The organism is Micromonospora sp. U21 (assembly GCF_018070045.1).
Taxonomy (GTDB): domain Bacteria; phylum Actinomycetota; class Actinomycetes; order Mycobacteriales; family Micromonosporaceae; genus Micromonospora.
Map to the genome: position 1 here is coordinate 47830 of NZ_JAGPYK010000022.1, position 13832 is coordinate 61661.

Sequence of the window (13832 nt, forward strand, 5' to 3'; positions counted from 1 at the left end):
CGCGCAGCTCAGCTGGGTACGTCGAACCACGTCGTGCGCGGCTCCAGGTAACCGGCCGACTGGTTCTCGCGCAGCGCGTAGGCGATGACCAGCAGGGCGTGCTTGTCCAACTCGGGCAGCCGGTCCAGCGGGAACCACCGGACGGCGAGCGACTCGTCGTCGTTGACCCGGGCGGTGCCGGCCACCAGCCGGCACAGGAAGCCCAGGTTGAGGTACTCGCAGCGGTCCCCGTTGGGGTAGGTGTGCGGGTGCGAGACGGCGCTGGACAGCCGTACCGGCACCACGTCCAGGCCCGTCTCCTCCCGCACCTCGCGGACCAGCGCGGTGGCCGGTTGCTCGCCCGGCTCGACGAACCCGCTGATCACCGACCAGCGCCCGTCGTCGGCGCGCTGACCGAGCAGCAGCTCACCGGCGTCGTTGCGGACCACCGCGCTGACGCTGGGCAACCACAGCAGCCCGTGGCCGACGTGCTTGCGCATCCGCAGGATGTAGTCCGGTACCGCCATCGGGCGATCATAGGCCGCGACCCCACGGCCACCGCCGTCCCGCGACGCCGCGCCGGCGTCAGGCCGATCAGCTGACGGTACGGCGGAAGCCTCGCCCTACCCGCCTCACCTGCACTTCTTTCGGCGTTCAGGCCCGAGGCGCGGAAAGCGGCTCTACTGTGGAGAAGGTCGGCGACTTGTGCGATCCGGTGGCGGCCGGCTGGATCGCAGTGCACAGTGAATCCCATGAGCGACAGCGGACGTGGTGGGCAGTTCTACTGGTGCACCCGACACCACCGGGTCGAGACGGACGCCGACGTGTGCCCCGCGACGCATGTCCTCGGCCCTTACGACTCGGCGGCTGACGCGGAGAACGCCCTGCAACGGGTGCAGGAGCGGAACGAGGCGTGGGACGCCGAGGATGCCCGTTGGGCCGGGGAGGACAGGTAGACGGCGCGGGACGGCCCGCGCCGAGGTATTTCGTGCTCCGCGAGGACGCACGCGAGAGCACGTCCCCAAGGAGGGAACCACGATGGCCGAAGCACAGCAGGCCACCACCCGCCCGGCCGCCCGGCGTACCACCGCGAAGAAGACCGCCGCGGCGGAGCGGAACACGGCAGCGAGCCGGACCACCCCGGTGCGCAAGTCCACCACGACCGCGGCGAAGGCGCCGGCCCGCAAGGCGGCCGGCGGGGCGGGGCGTGCCCCGGCCAAGAAGACCACCACGGCGGCCAAGGCTCCGGCGAAGAAGGCCGCCACCAAGACCTCCACCGCGGCCGGGAAGGCGCCAGCGAAGGCCTCGGTCGCCACCCGCAAGACGACCACCGCCGCGAAGCAGGCGCCGGCGGCGAGGAAGACCACCGCCACCGCGAGGAAGACCGCCGCGACCGCGAAGAAGACCGCCGCCACCGCGAAGAAGACCGCGGCCGGTACGGCGAGGAAGACCGCGGGCACGGCGAAGAAGACGACCAGCGCCGCGAAGAAGACCACCAGCGCCGCGAAGAAGACCACCGGCGCCGCGAAGAAGACCACCACGTCGGCGGCCAGGAAGACCACTGCCGCGGCGAAGGCGCCGGCGCGCAAGGCCGCGACCAAGGCGTCCATCGCGAAGAAGACGGCCGCCAAGAAGGCCCCGGCGAAGAAGGCGGCGAAGAAGACGGCGTCCACCGGCCCGAGCGGCGGCGCCCGCAAGGCCCCGGCGAAGAAGGCGCCGGCCGCGAAGTCGACCGCCACCTCGTTGACCACCACCCGCAAGGCGGCGGCGAAGAAGGCCCCGGCGACGAAGACCGTGGCGGCCAAGGCTCCGGCCCGCAAGGTGACCGCCCGCAAGTCACCCGCACGTCCGGTCGCCGCCCGGGCCACCGCCCCGCGCGGCACCCGGACCACCGCCCGGAAGGCGACCGGCTGACCGTAGGTCGCCCCAACTCGGCACTTCCCGGCGCACCGATCGGGAATCTCGGCCGGTCACCGGAAGCGGATCACCGGCGGCGCTGTCAGGATTGACCCGTGGTCATCCGACGCGTACTCGCGCCCCGCATCGACTTCGGCGCGCTGCGCCGCGAGCTCGGCCTGCCCGACGAGTTTCCGGCCGCCGCTCAGAAGGAGGCCGACGAGGCGGCCGCCGCACCGCCGCGGCCGCCCGTCGATCGCACCGACGTGCCGTTCGTGACGGTCGACCCGGCCACCTCGCGGGACCTGGACCAGGCGATGCACCTCGCCCGCCGCCCGGGTGGCGGCTACCGGGTGCGGTACGCCATCGCGGACGTCGCCGCGCACGTCAGCCCGGGCGGCGCGCTGGAGGCCGAGACCTGGCGGCGGGGGCAGACCGTCTACCTGCCCGACGGGCACGTGCCGCTGCACCCGTTGACGCTCAGCGAGGGCGCCGCCAGCCTGCTGCCCGACGACGACCGGGCCGCCGTGGTCTGGACCATCGACCTGGACGCCGACGGCGGCACGGTGGCCGTCGAGCTGGAACGCGCCCTGGTCCGCAGCCGGGCCAAACTCGACTACTCCGGGGTGCAGGCGGCGGCCGATGCCGGGCGGCTGCCCGAGCCGATCGCGCTGCTGCCCGAGATCGGCGACCGGTTGACCGCCCGGGGGCTGCGTCGTGGCGCCATCAACCTGCCGCTGCCCGAGCAGGACGTGGAGCCCGACGGCGACGGCTGGCGGCTGGTGCTGCGCGGCCCGGTGCCGATGGAGGAGCACAACGCCCAGATCTCACTGCTGACCGGGATGGCCGCCGCCGACATCATGCTGGCCGGCCGGATCGGCCTGCTGCGCACCATGCCGGCGCCGAAGCCGGAGGCGGTGCAGCGGTTGCGGGCCGCCGCCGCGCCGCTGGGCGTGCAGTGGCCGGACGGCATGGGCCCGGGCGAGGTGATCGCCGGGCTGGACGCCGCCCAGCCGCGAGCCGCCGCGTTCGTCGACCAGGCGGCCGAGTTGATGCGCGGCGCGGCGTACACCGCGTTCGACGGGACGCTGCCCGAGCGGCCGGAGCACGGCGGTGTGGCCGCCGCGTACGCCCACGTCACGGCGCCGTTGCGGCGCCTGGCCGACCGGTACGCCACCGAGGTCTGCCTGGCCCTGCACGCGGGCCGGCCGGTGCCCGACTGGGCGCGCGCCGCGTTGCCCCGACTGCCCGAGGTGATGGCCACGACCGACCGGACCGCCTCGGCGGCCAGCCGGGGCGCTGTCGAACTGGCCGAGGCGGTGCTGCTGGCGCACCGGGTGGGCGAGACCTTCGACGCGGCGGTGCTGGACGTGGACGCCCCACCGAACGGCCGCTCCCGCCCCCGACCGCCCGGCGGAACGGTGGCCCTGGACGCCCCACCGGTACGCGCCCGCTGCCTCGGCCAGTTGCCGCTCGGCGAACGGGTCCGGGTCCGGCTGGTCACCGCCGACCCGGCGACCCGCACGGTCCTGTTCGAGCTGGCCTGACCCGGCCGCCCGCTCGGCCTGTGCGAGCTGGCCTGACCCGCGGCTCGCACAGTCTTTCGAGCCCGCCTGACCGGCGGCAGCGGGGATTGTCACAGCGCCTGGCGCTGCTGTCGGACCGGGCGGTTTGCGAGGATGAGCCCATGGCATACGACGCGAGCACGCTGCCCGACGTGTCCGGGCTGACGGTCGGCATCATCGGTGGCACCGGCGACCAGGGGCGGGGCCTCGCCTACCGGTTCGCCCGGGCCGGGCAGACGGTGCTGATCGGCTCCCGGTCCGCGGAGCGGGCCGCCGAATCCGCCGCGGAGATCGCCGCCCTGCCCCGGATGCCAGCCGACGCCAGCATCACCGGTGCCGCCAACGACGAGGTCGCCCGCCGCAGCGACGTGGTCATCATCGCGGTGCCGTGGGACGGGCACGCCGCGACCGTCGCCGCTCTCGCCGAGCCGCTCGCCGGCACGATCGTCGTCGACTGCGTCAACCCGCTCGGCTTCGACAAGCAGGGCCCGTACGCGTTGACCGTCCCCGAGGGCAGCGCCGTGCAGCAGGCCGCCGCGTTGCTGCCCGACTCCCGGGTCTGCGCGGCGTTCAACCACGTCAGCGCCCCGCTGCTGGCCGACCCCGAAGTCGACCGGATCGACCTGGACGTGCTGATCTGCACCGAGGACCGCGAGTTGGTCGACGTGGTCGGCGCGCTCGCCGCCCGGATCCCCGGGATGCGCGGCATCTACGCCGGCCGGCTGCGCAACGCCCACCAGATCGAGGCGTTCACCGCCAACCTGATCGCCATCAACAAGCGGTACAAGGCGCACGCCGGCATCCGCGTCACCGACCTCTGATTCCCTATCGGGGATCGGCTGTCAAGGTGGTGCTTGGCTTGACCTTGTAGGTGGGCTGAGCGCGCAGCCGCCGGCGAGCCCGTCTGCCGGGGCCGCGTACCGGCGAACCTGTCTGCCGCTTGGCCGCCGCACGCCGCTGTGGCCGCCGCACGCTGGCGCGGCTCCGTGGCGGTGAAGCCGGCTCCTGGCCTGCGCGCACTGCCGGGCACCCACCGGTGAGTCTGTCTGCCGGTGGGTGCGCTCGGCGGCCCTGAGTCGGCTCGACGGCGACGGGCGGCGTCCGATGGCCGGGTGCCTGACTCGTCGACCTGCCGCCTTGTCGTTGGTCGAGGGTCGTCCGCACGTGCGCCGGTGGTACTGGTTGCGGCGGGGGAGCCGGTCGAGATCGAGCCAGGCCGGCGGAACGAACTCCGGGTGACCGTCGCCGCCCAGCCGGACGGCCCAGTCGCCGCGATGGATGTGTCGGTGGTGGTGCGCACAGAGCAGCACCGCGTTCGCCAGGCTCGTGCCGCCGCCGTCCGCCCAGTGTCGGATGTGGTGGGCGTCGCACCAGCGGGGCGGGCGGTCGCAGCCCGGGAAGGCGCAGCCGCGGTCCCGCAGGACCAGGGCGCGCCGCAGAGGCCCGGTGACGAGCCGGCGTTGCCGGCCCACGTCCAGCAGCTGACCGGCTCCGCCGAAAACGGCGGGCAGGATGCCCGCGTCGCAGGCGAGCCGGCGCACCGTCTCCGGGGTGAGCCGGAGGCCGGTGTCCAGGGTGCCGACGTCGAGCTGCCGGGCCAGACCGTCGAAGCTGGTGGTGACGACGACCTGGGCGGGCTCGCCGCCGTGCTCGGGTAGTTCACCCGTGCGGAGACTGAGCCGACAGAGGTCGGCGAGCGCGTCATGCCGGCGTTGCCCCGGGGTACGCGCGTCGTCCGGGCTCGACGGTGCGGTCAACGGTTCGATCGCTGCGCGCAGCAGGCCGGCCGCCTCGGCGTCCAGGCTGCCGGTCAGGCGCAGGCGGCCGTCGTGCAGCTCGGACAGCGTGACATGACGGTCTCGGGCGGACCGGTGGGCCTCGGCTTCCAACGCGGCACGGGCGGCGGTCTCGGCGGCCTCCGGAGCGACGTGGTCGAGGATCCGTGTGCCCAGCCTGCGGAGCAGGGCAGGTCGAACTGCCCCGCCCACTCGACGAGGACGCCGACCGCCTTGTCGGCGGCCTCCGCACCGGCGGTGGCGTGCACGGTGCTGACCGTGTCGCCGATGACCCGGGCCTGCTCCACGCTGATGGCCCCGTCGGCCAGCGCGCGGCGCACGCCCGGGGCGCCGGCGTCCAGCGTGCCGGCGAGGTCGACCAGCCGCCGGGCGGCGGTGACGGTGAGCCGCAGCCGATCTCGGAGCCAGACCGCCGTCGACGACGCGCCCTGCGCGCCGGCCGTGCCCCCGCCGTCCAGCTCGCGCACCAGGGCCAGCCGCACCGCCGCCAGGCGCTGCTCGAGCCGGTGCGCGGCGTCGAGCGCCGCGACCAGCTCGTGCTCCGCGACGGCCCAGGTGGCCACGTCGAGGCACGCCGCCACCGCGCCCTCCGCCTGCGCCAACTCCTCGACCACGACCCGAGGCTAGAACAGGTGTACGACAAGTTCAGTCCCGATTGCCGCTGCCGCTGCCTCCCGCGCTGCTGCGGTGTCAGGTAGCGGCGCTGGGCCGGCAGGTGAGCAGAATGCCGGCCGGCCGGCCCCTGCCGTGGACGGTTCTGGCCGTGGGCGTTCTAGAAGGTGTGCTCGGCGGCCGGGAACTCGCCGCCGCGGACCTCGTCGGCGAATCGGCGGGTGGCGTCGGTGAGGGCGCCGGACAGGTCCGCGTACCGCTTCACGAAGCGTGGTGCCTTGCCGGTACGCAGGCCGGCCATGTCCTGCCACACCAGCACCTGCGCGTCGGTGGCCGGGCCCGCCCCGATGCCGACCGTGGGGATGGGCAGCTCGTGGGTGACCTGCTTGGCCACCTCACCCGGCACCATCTCCAGTACCACCGCGAACGCGCCCGCCTCGGCCACCGCCCGCGCGTCGGCCAGCACCTCGTCGGCCGCGTCGCCCCGGCCCTGCACGCGGTAACCGCCCAGGGTGTGCTCGCTCTGCGGGGTGAAGCCGATGTGCGCCATCACCGGGATGCCCGCGCCGACGATCGCGGCGATCTGCGCGGCGCAGCGGCGGCCACCCTCCAGCTTCACCGCGTGGCAGCCACCCTCCTTCATGAACCGCACGGCGGTGCGCAGCGCCTGGGCCGGGCCCTCCTCGTACGAGCCGAACGGCAGGTCGCCGACGATGAGCGCCTGCCGGGTCGCCCGTACCACGGCCCGCACCAGCGGGAGCAGTTCATCGGCGGTGACCGGCAGGGTGGTCTCGTAGCCGAACACGTTGTTCGCGGCCGAGTCGCCGACCAGCAGCACCGGGACTCCGGCCTGGTCGAAGATCGCCGCCGTGTACTGGTCGTACGAGGTGAGCATCGGCCACCGTTCGCCGCGCTCCTTGGCGGCGATCAGGTCGCGGGTGCGGACCCGTCGCGTGGCCGGCCCGCCGTACAGGGCGGTCACCTCGTTCGGAGTGGACTCCACCATCACTGTCTCCTTCCTCGAGGCCGCCTGCGCGGTCCCCGGGTTCCGCAGCGATCGTCGCACCGCGGGACGGGATGACGGCAGAGCGCAGTGCGAGATGTCACTACACCGCGGCGTGGCGCCGGACCGGGCCACGGCCCGGCGCGCACCCGGGCGGCTCAGCCGTGCTCGCGCCACCGGTTGGTGATCGGCAGCCGGCGGTCCCGCCCGAACGCCTTCATCGAGATCTTCGCGCCCGGAGCGGACTGCCGTCGCTTGTACTCGGCGGTATCCACCAGCCGCAGCACCTTGTCCACGACCGCCGGGTCGTGGCCCGACTCGACCAGCCCGTCCCGGCCGAGGTCGCCGTCGACGTAGCCGATCAGGATCGGGTCCAGCACGTCGTAGTCGGGCAGGGTGTCGCTGTCCAGCTGGCCCGGGCTCAGTTCGGCGCTCGGCGGCTTGCCGATCGAGTTCTCCGGGATCGGGGCGGTCTGGCCCCGCCGGATCGCGTCCGCGTTGCGCCACTTCGCCAGCCGCCAGACCAGCGTCTTCCAGACGTCCTTGATGGGGTTGAAGCCGCCCACCGAGTCGCCGTACAGGGTGGAGTAGCCGACCGCCAGCTCGCTCTTGTTGCCGGTGGTCAGCACCAGGTGGCCCTCCTGGTTCGACAGGGCCATCAGGATCACGCCGCGTACCCGGGCCTGGAGGTTCTCCACCGCCACCCCGGACAGCGACAGGTTGGCCAGGAAGCCGTCCACCATCGGTTGGATCGGCTCCACGCGGTAATCCAGACCGGTGCGCTTGGCCAGGTCGGCGGCGTCCTCCCGGGAGTGCTCCGAGGAGTGCTGGCTGGGCAGCGACACCCCGACCACCCGGCCCGGGCCGAGCGCGTCGACGGCGAGCGCGGCCACCACCGCGGAGTCGATGCCGCCGGAGAGGCCGAGCACCACCGACGGGAACCGGTTCTTGTTGACGTAGTCGCGCAGGCCGAGCACCAGCGCCTGCCACACCTCGGCCTCGTCGGCCACCGGCTCGATCAGCCCGCCGACCGAGGCCGGGCCGGACGGCGTGGGCGGAATGGCGTCCACCGTGCTGTGCACCACCCGCAGGTCGTCCGCGACGGCCTCCGCGGCCGGTGGTTCGGCGGCGGCCGGCAGCTCGAGGTCGTGCACGAGCAGGTGCTCGACGAACTGCGGGGCCCGGGTGAGCAGCTCACCGTCGGCGGCCACGATCATCGAGTCGCCCTCGAAGACCAGCTCGTCCTGGCCGCCGATCATGTTGACGTACGCGATGGCGGCGCCGGCCTCGGCGGCCCGGCGGCGGACCAGCGGCAGCCGGATGTCGTCCTTGTTCAGCTCGTACGGCGAGCCGTTGATGTTGACCACCAGGCCGACCCCGGCCTGCCGGGCGGCGGCGAACGGGCCGCCGGCCTGCCACAGGTCCTCACAGATGGTCAGCGCGACGTCCACCCCGCCGATCCGCACCACGGTCAGCGTGTCGCCGGGGATGAAGTAGCGGTCCTCGTCGAAGACGCCGTAGTTCGGCAGGTGGTGCTTGAAGTAGCGGGCGGCCACCGCGCCGCGGTGCAGCAGGGCGGCGGCGTTGCGGGCGCCCCGGCCCGGCTCGGCGTCCCCACTGACCTGCGGCGGCCCGTCGGCGTCCAGGTAGCCGACCACCACCGGCAGCTCGCCGAGGCCGTCCGCGGCGAGGTCGGCGGCGAGCCGCTCCAGGGCGGCCCGGGACGCGGCGACGAAGGACCGCCGGAAGACCAGGTCCTCGACCGGGTACCCGGTCAGCATCATCTCCGGGAAGAGCACCAGCTGGGCGCCGGCGTCGGCGGCCTGGCGTGTCCAGCTGCGGACCAGGTCGGCGTTGCCGGCGAGGTCGCCGACGCTCGGGTTGACCTGGGACAGGGCGAGACGCAGGGTGGGCATGCCCTCATCTTGCCCCAGCCGGTCGGGGCGGACACGTCGCCCGGCGGGAGATGCGGGCCACGCCCGAGCGGGCTCAGCCAACCGGCGGCGGGCCGGCGCACGTCGGGTCGCCGCCCGCACGCGGGCACCTCGGCGGGCGCGGCAGGACGACTGCCGGGCGTTGGCGTAACGTCGGCGTAACCAGGCCCGTGGAGACTGGTCGGTCAGGCCCGGCCGATCCGGCCGGTGATGGCAAACAGGTGTTGCGAGGGGTGGCAGTGGACCGTCAGCAGGAGTTCGTCCTCCGTACGCTGGAAGAGCGGGACATCCGGTTCGTCCGGCTGTGGTTCACGGACGTGCTGGGCACGCTCAAGAGCGTGTCGGTGGCGCCCGCCGAGCTGGAGGCCGCCTTCGAGGAGGGCATCGGCTTCGACGGCTCGGCGATCGAGGGCTTCGCCCGGGTCTTCGAATCCGACATGGTCGCCATGCCCGACCCGACCACCTTCCAGGTCTTCCCGTTCGAGGGCGGGGTCAGCGGCGAGAGCGCCCGGATGTTCTGCGACATCCTGCTGCCCGACGGCGGGCCCTCCTGGGCCGATCCGCGGCACGTGCTGCGCCGGGCGCTGTCCAAGGCCGCCGAGAAGGGGTTCACCTTCTACACCCACCCCGAGATCGAGTTCTTCCTGCTGGAGAACGGCCCGCAGGACGGCTCGGTGCCCGTCCCGGTGGACACCGGCGGCTACTTCGAGCACACCACCCACGCCGTCGCCCGGGACTTCCGGCGGCAGGGCGTGCTGGCGCTGGAGCGGATCGGCATCTCGGTGGAGTTCAGCCACCACGAGGTCGCCCCCGGCCAGCAGGAGATCGACCTGCGCTACGCCGACGCGCTCACCACCGCCGACAACATCATGACCTTCCGGCACGTGGTCAAGGAGGTGGCGCTCTCCACCGGCGTGCAGGCGAGCTTCATGCCGAAGCCGTTCACCGACCAGCCGGGCAGCGGCATGCACACCCACCTGTCGCTGTTCGAGGGGGAGCGCAACGCGTTCCACGACGGCGGCGACCCGATGAAGCTCTCCAAGGTGGCGAAGTCGTTCATCGCCGGCCTGCTGGTGCACGCCCGCGAGTACACCGCGGTCACCAACCAGTGGGTCAACTCGTACAAGCGGCTCTTCCCCCAGGCGCTGCCGGACCGGATCACCGAGAGCCCGGCGTACGTCTGCTGGGGTCACCTGAACCGGTCCGCGCTCGTCCGGGTGCCCGCGTACGGCAAGCCCAACTCGGCCCGGGTCGAGGTCCGTTCGCCGGACTCCGCGGCCAACCCGTACCTCGCCTTCGCGGTGCTGCTCGGCGCCGGCATGAAGGGCATCGAGGAGGGCTACGAGCTGCCGCCGGGCGCCGAGGACGACGTCTGGTCGCTGACCAGCGCCGAGCGGCGCGCGATGGGGTACGAGGCGCTGCCGGAGAACCTCGCCGAGGCGATCGACGTGATGGCCGAATCGGAGCTGGTCGCCGAGGTGCTCGGCGAGCACGTCTTCGACTTCTTCCTGCGCAACAAGCGGGCCGAGTGGGAGCAGTACCGCCGCGAGGTCACCCCGTACGAGCGGCAGCGCTACCTGGCGCTGTAGGCACGGGGCTGACGCGGTTGCGCGCTGCCGCTATCGTCTCGATCACCGCGCCGGTACCCCTCCGGGCGGAGAGTCGGGAGGCAGTCGGTGCTGGAGGATCTGCTCAGCGGTGCCTGGCAGAGCGTCGTGTTCGGTGTCGTCGGCGTGGGGCTGATGGCGGCCGGGTTCGGGCTGGTCGACCTGCTCACTCCCGGCCGCCTGCGGGACCTGATCTGGGTGGACCGCAACGCCAACGCGGGGCTGCTGCTCGCCGCCAACCAGCTGGGCATCGCCGGGATCGTCTTCACCGCGATCCTCACCAGCTACAGCGACTTCGGCAAGGGGCTCGCCTCCACCGTGGTGTTCGGGCTGGTCGGGCTGGCCATCATGGCGCTGGCCTTCGTGGTGCTCGACCTGCTCACCCCCGGCAAGCTCGGTGAGGTCATCTGCTCGCCCGATCCGCACCCGGCGGCCCGGGTCAGCGCCGCCACCCACTTCGGCGCGGCGCTGATCGTCTGCGCCTGCATCGCCTGAAGCCGCATCGCCCGAGGCCGCATCGCCTGGGCGCGGTCGTCGTACCCCCGCCGTAGCGTGCCGGGCATGAACCGCACGGACCGCCTCTACGCCCTGGTCGAGGAGCTGCGGGCGATGTCGCCGCGGCCCCGCAGCGCCCGCTGGCTGGCCGCGCGCTTCGAGGTGAGCAGCCGGACCATCGAGCGCGACATCGGCGCCCTCCAGGAGGCCGGCGTGCCGATCTGGGCGGAGCCCGGGCGCACCGGCGGTTACGTGCTGGACCGCGCCCGCACCCTGCCCCCGGTCAACCTCACCGCCGCCGAGGCGGTGGCGATGGCCGTGGCGCTGCACCGGCTCGCCGGCACGCCGTTCGCCGGGCCGGGCGCCACCGCGCTGCGCAAGCTGGTGGCGGTGCTGCCGGCCGCCGACGCGGCCGAGGCACACCGGCTCGCCGGCCGGGTGCACCTGATCGGCGACGGGCCGGCCACGCCCGTCCCGGCCATCGTCGCCGACGCGGTCGCCGCGCGGCGGGTGCTGCGCATCCGGTACGCCGACCGCGGCGGCGCCGATTCGTTACGCGACGTCGAGCCGCTCGGCTATCTCGGCAACGCTCGACACTGGTACCTGCTCGCCTGGTGCCGGCTGCGCGACGAGCTGCGCTGCTTCCGCACCGACCGGATCCGGGACGTGCGGGCACTGGCCGAGGTGGTGGCCCGGGAGCTGCGCCCGGCGGATCTCGACATCCCGCACGAGCGGGTCCGACGGCTCAGCCTGGTCTGAGACCGACGGCGGGGCCGCGTCGCGCACCGCCGCCGCCGGTGCGGACCCCGTCGGGTGATGCGGAAACACCGACAGGACGCTGTCGCCAACGACTCCGAGACTGCTCGTGACGGCGGCCGAACGGGCCGGCACGGGAAACTGGAGGCAGCAGATGTCCACGACGCCCATCACCTGGTTCGAGATCGGCACCGATCGACCGGAGGAGGCGGAGCGCTTCTACGGCGAGCTGTTCGGTTGGACCTTCGAGGAGCAGGGCGCCGCCAACGGTGGGTCCTACCGCGTGACCGGGGCCGGTGGCGACGCCGGAATCGGCGGGGCGATCCGGGCGACTGACGGGACGTCGCCGAACTACGCGGTGTTCTACGCCGAGGTCGCCGATGTGGCCCGGACCTGCCAGCGGGCCGAGGCGGCCGGCGGCAAGGTGCTGGTGCCGGCGCGTACGGCCCCGAGCGGGCTCACCTTCGCCCATCTGCTCGACCCGGCCGGCAACCACCTCGGCGTGTTCGCGCCCCCGCCCACCCCCGCCGGCTGACCGTCTGGTCGGTGGCGGCCCCGCCCGACCGGGCGGGGCCGCCGACGGTCACTTGCCGGCCGTACCGCCGAAGCCGCCGTGCCCGCCCGGCCCGCGGTGGCCCGGGCCCGGGTGGCCGCCCGGGCCGGGGAAGACGCCGGCCTCGACGGCCTTGGTGATCGCGTCGGCCTGCTCCTGGGTGAGCTTGCCGTCCTTGACCGCCTGGTCCAGCCGTTCCTTGAGTGCGGCCTGCCGGTCCTCGGTGGACGGCCGCTCCGGCCGGTCGGCGCGCTGCTGCTCGCGGACCTTCTCCAGCGCGGCGGTCACCTTGTCGGCGGAGACGCCCAGCTCCTTGGCGAGCGCCTCGGCGAACTCGCCCTGCCGGTCGGCCTTCGAGATGCCCGAGCCGTCGGCGGTGCTGCTGGCGCTCGGCGTCGGCGTGGCGTCCGCGGCGAACGCGATCGTCGGGGCCGCGATCCCCACGCCGAGGACGCCGGCGGTGGCCAGGCCGGCCAGCAGGTGCCTCTTACGGATGGTGCGGGACATGCTCTCCTCCAGATGCTCGGTGATGCTGCGAGGTCATCACCGACAGTGACCATTCCGGCTGGGTGGAACCCGTGCCGAAGCTGTCCGCCAGCTGGCAATCCGGGCTGCGGAGTCGGACAAACCGGTTGCCTCGGTACGTCCGATGGGTGAGGGTGGATCCTCGCCGAGCCCCCGGGGCCGAGCCGCGCGGGCCCGGTCGACCGGGATCCCATCGACGGAAGGCAGCCTCTCGTGACGTCCACACCGATCCGGGAACTCCCGATCACCGACCCGGACGCCGGGCCGTACGGCATCACCACCGGCCCCGACGGGGCGCTCTGGCTGACCCTGGTCCACGCCGGCGCGATCGCCCGCATGGACGCGGACGGTTCGGTGCGCCGCTGGCCGGCCGGCGATCCGGGCAGCCGGCCACTGATCGTCACGTCCGGTCCGGACGGCGCGCTCTGGTTCACCCGCTCCGGCGACGACCGGATCGGCCGGATCACCACCGACGGGCAGCAGAACGAGGTCGCGGTACCGGCCGGCACCGGCCCGTGCGGCATCGCCGCGGGCCCGGACGGCGCCCTCTGGTACGCCGGGATGAACTCCGACACCGTCGGACGGGTGAGCACCGACGGCGTGGTCACCGAGGTGCCGTTGCCGGTCTCCGGGGCGTTCGCCTCGATGGTGGCGGCCGGGCCGGACGACGCCGTCTGGTGCACCCTCAACCAGGGGAACGCGATCGCCCGGGTCGGCATGGACGGCGCCGTACGGGTGCACCCGTTGCCCACCGCGGGCGCCGCGCCGGTCGGTATCACCGCGGGCGTGGACGGGGCGCTCTGGTTCGTGGAGATCGCGGCCGGTCAGGTCGGGCGGATCACCCCCGACGGTCGGATCGAGGAGTATCCGCTGCCGGACCGGACGGCTCGGCCGCACGCCATCGTCGCCGATCCGTCCGGTGGCGCCTGGTTCACCGAGTGGGCGGGAAACCGGATCGGCCACGTCGACGCGACCGGCCGGGTCGACACCTACGAGCTGCCCACCCCCAACTCCGAGCCGCACGGCCTCACCGTCGCGCCCGACGGCAGCATCTACGCGGCCCTGGAAAGCGGCCGCCTGGCCCGCCTCACCCCCTGACCGCTGGGGGAGA

General features: G+C 73.8%; 13 protein-coding genes and 1 pseudogene. 9 read left to right on the top strand and 5 right to left on the bottom strand.

The window, feature by feature from the left end:
- Positions 1 to 8 precede the first annotated feature (8 nt).
- Complete coding sequence (locus tag KBX63_RS24810; RefSeq protein WP_210915074.1) at positions 9 to 506, bottom strand: NUDIX domain-containing protein; 498 nt, start codon at positions 504 to 506, stop codon at positions 9 to 11.
- 225 nt (positions 507 to 731) lie between these two features.
- Between KBX63_RS24810 and KBX63_RS24815 the strand changes: the two genes are divergently transcribed.
- The 4 genes from KBX63_RS24815 to npdG all read left to right on the top strand — a co-directional run bounded on the left by KBX63_RS24815 (position 732) and on the right by npdG (position 4261).
- On the top strand, positions 732 to 935 hold the full coding sequence (locus KBX63_RS24815) for a hypothetical protein (RefSeq protein ID WP_210915075.1): 204 nt from the start codon (positions 732 to 734) through the stop codon (positions 933 to 935).
- 82 nt (positions 936 to 1017) lie between these two features.
- Positions 1018 to 1893: a histone gene (locus tag KBX63_RS36270; protein WP_305798343.1), complete on the top strand. Its 876-nt coding sequence runs from the start codon at positions 1018 to 1020 to the stop codon at positions 1891 to 1893.
- Between the two features lie 98 nt (positions 1894 to 1991).
- Positions 1992 to 3422, top strand: coding sequence for an RNB domain-containing ribonuclease (locus KBX63_RS24825; protein ID WP_210915078.1), 1431 nt, complete (start codon positions 1992 to 1994; stop codon positions 3420 to 3422).
- A gap of 140 nt (positions 3423 to 3562) precedes the next feature.
- A complete protein-coding gene (gene npdG, locus KBX63_RS24830) occupies positions 3563 to 4261 on the top strand; it encodes an NADPH-dependent F420 reductase (protein WP_210915079.1) in 699 nt (232 codons plus the stop codon).
- 342 nt (positions 4262 to 4603) lie between these two features.
- On the opposite strand, the pseudogene KBX63_RS24835 reads toward npdG, so the two are convergent.
- From KBX63_RS24835 to KBX63_RS24845, 3 genes and pseudogenes are all read right to left on the bottom strand, one after another.
- Positions 4604 to 5850: pseudogene (locus tag KBX63_RS24835) on the bottom strand (DUF222 domain-containing protein); the annotation flags it as partial.
- 158 nt (positions 5851 to 6008) lie between these two features.
- The gene (gene panB, locus KBX63_RS24840) at positions 6009 to 6854 is read right to left on the bottom strand and encodes a 3-methyl-2-oxobutanoate hydroxymethyltransferase (protein ID WP_210915081.1); all 846 of its coding nucleotides are present in this window, start codon (positions 6852 to 6854) and stop codon (positions 6009 to 6011) included.
- Positions 6855 to 7009: 155 nt separating this feature from the next.
- Positions 7010 to 8767 carry an NAD+ synthase gene (locus KBX63_RS24845; RefSeq protein ID WP_210915085.1) on the bottom strand — a complete coding sequence of 586 codons (1758 nt, stop codon included), beginning with the start codon at positions 8765 to 8767 and terminating at the stop codon, positions 7010 to 7012.
- Positions 8768 to 9024: 257 nt separating this feature from the next.
- On the opposite strand from KBX63_RS24845, the gene glnA reads away from it, so the two are divergent.
- The 4 genes from glnA (at position 9025) to KBX63_RS24865 (ending at position 12178) form a co-directional block, all read left to right on the top strand.
- Entirely contained in the window at positions 9025 to 10374 is a 1350-nt protein-coding gene (gene glnA, locus KBX63_RS24850) for a type I glutamate--ammonia ligase (RefSeq protein WP_210915264.1), read from the top strand.
- A gap of 87 nt (positions 10375 to 10461) precedes the next feature.
- A complete protein-coding gene (locus KBX63_RS24855; RefSeq protein WP_210915088.1) occupies positions 10462 to 10887 on the top strand; it encodes a DUF350 domain-containing protein in 426 nt (141 codons plus the stop codon).
- A gap of 66 nt (positions 10888 to 10953) precedes the next feature.
- The gene (locus KBX63_RS24860) at positions 10954 to 11646 is read left to right on the top strand and encodes a YafY family protein (protein ID WP_210915095.1); all 693 of its coding nucleotides are present in this window, start codon (positions 10954 to 10956) and stop codon (positions 11644 to 11646) included.
- Between the two features lie 151 nt (positions 11647 to 11797).
- Positions 11798 to 12178, top strand: a complete 381-nt coding sequence (locus tag KBX63_RS24865; protein WP_210915096.1) for a VOC family protein — start codon at positions 11798 to 11800, stop codon at positions 12176 to 12178.
- A 48-nt stretch (positions 12179 to 12226) separates the two neighbouring features.
- Here KBX63_RS24865 and KBX63_RS24870 read toward each other — a convergent pair whose 3' ends face one another.
- The gene (locus KBX63_RS24870) at positions 12227 to 12703 is read right to left on the bottom strand and encodes a hypothetical protein (RefSeq protein WP_210915098.1); all 477 of its coding nucleotides are present in this window, start codon (positions 12701 to 12703) and stop codon (positions 12227 to 12229) included.
- A gap of 231 nt (positions 12704 to 12934) precedes the next feature.
- On the opposite strand from KBX63_RS24870, the gene KBX63_RS24875 reads away from it, so the two are divergent.
- Positions 12935 to 13819 (top strand): virginiamycin B lyase, encoded by an 885-nt coding sequence (locus KBX63_RS24875; protein WP_210915101.1) that lies wholly within the window; start codon positions 12935 to 12937, stop codon positions 13817 to 13819.
- Positions 13820 to 13832: the final 13 nt, after the last annotated feature.

Bases quoted from the DNA above. Each gene is read 5' to 3' on its own strand.
- KBX63_RS24810 (WP_210915074.1), bottom strand. From the start codon at position 506: ATGGCGGTACCGGACTACATCCTGCGGATGCGCAAGCACGTCGGCCAC.
- KBX63_RS24815 (WP_210915075.1), top strand. From the start codon at position 732: ATGAGCGACAGCGGACGTGGTGGGCAGTTCTACTGGTGCACCCGACAC.
- KBX63_RS36270 (WP_305798343.1), top strand. From the start codon at position 1,018: ATGGCCGAAGCACAGCAGGCCACCACCCGCCCGGCCGCCCGGCGTACC.
- npdG (WP_210915079.1), top strand. From the start codon at position 3,563: ATGGCATACGACGCGAGCACGCTGCCCGACGTGTCCGGGCTGACGGTC.
- panB (WP_210915081.1), bottom strand. From the start codon at position 6,854: ATGGTGGAGTCCACTCCGAACGAGGTGACCGCCCTGTACGGCGGGCCG.
- KBX63_RS24845 (WP_210915085.1), bottom strand. From the start codon at position 8,767: ATGCCCACCCTGCGTCTCGCCCTGTCCCAGGTCAACCCGAGCGTCGGC.
- KBX63_RS24860 (WP_210915095.1), top strand. From the start codon at position 10,954: ATGAACCGCACGGACCGCCTCTACGCCCTGGTCGAGGAGCTGCGGGCG.
- KBX63_RS24865 (WP_210915096.1), top strand. From the start codon at position 11,798: ATGTCCACGACGCCCATCACCTGGTTCGAGATCGGCACCGATCGACCG.
- KBX63_RS24870 (WP_210915098.1), bottom strand. From the start codon at position 12,703: ATGTCCCGCACCATCCGTAAGAGGCACCTGCTGGCCGGCCTGGCCACC.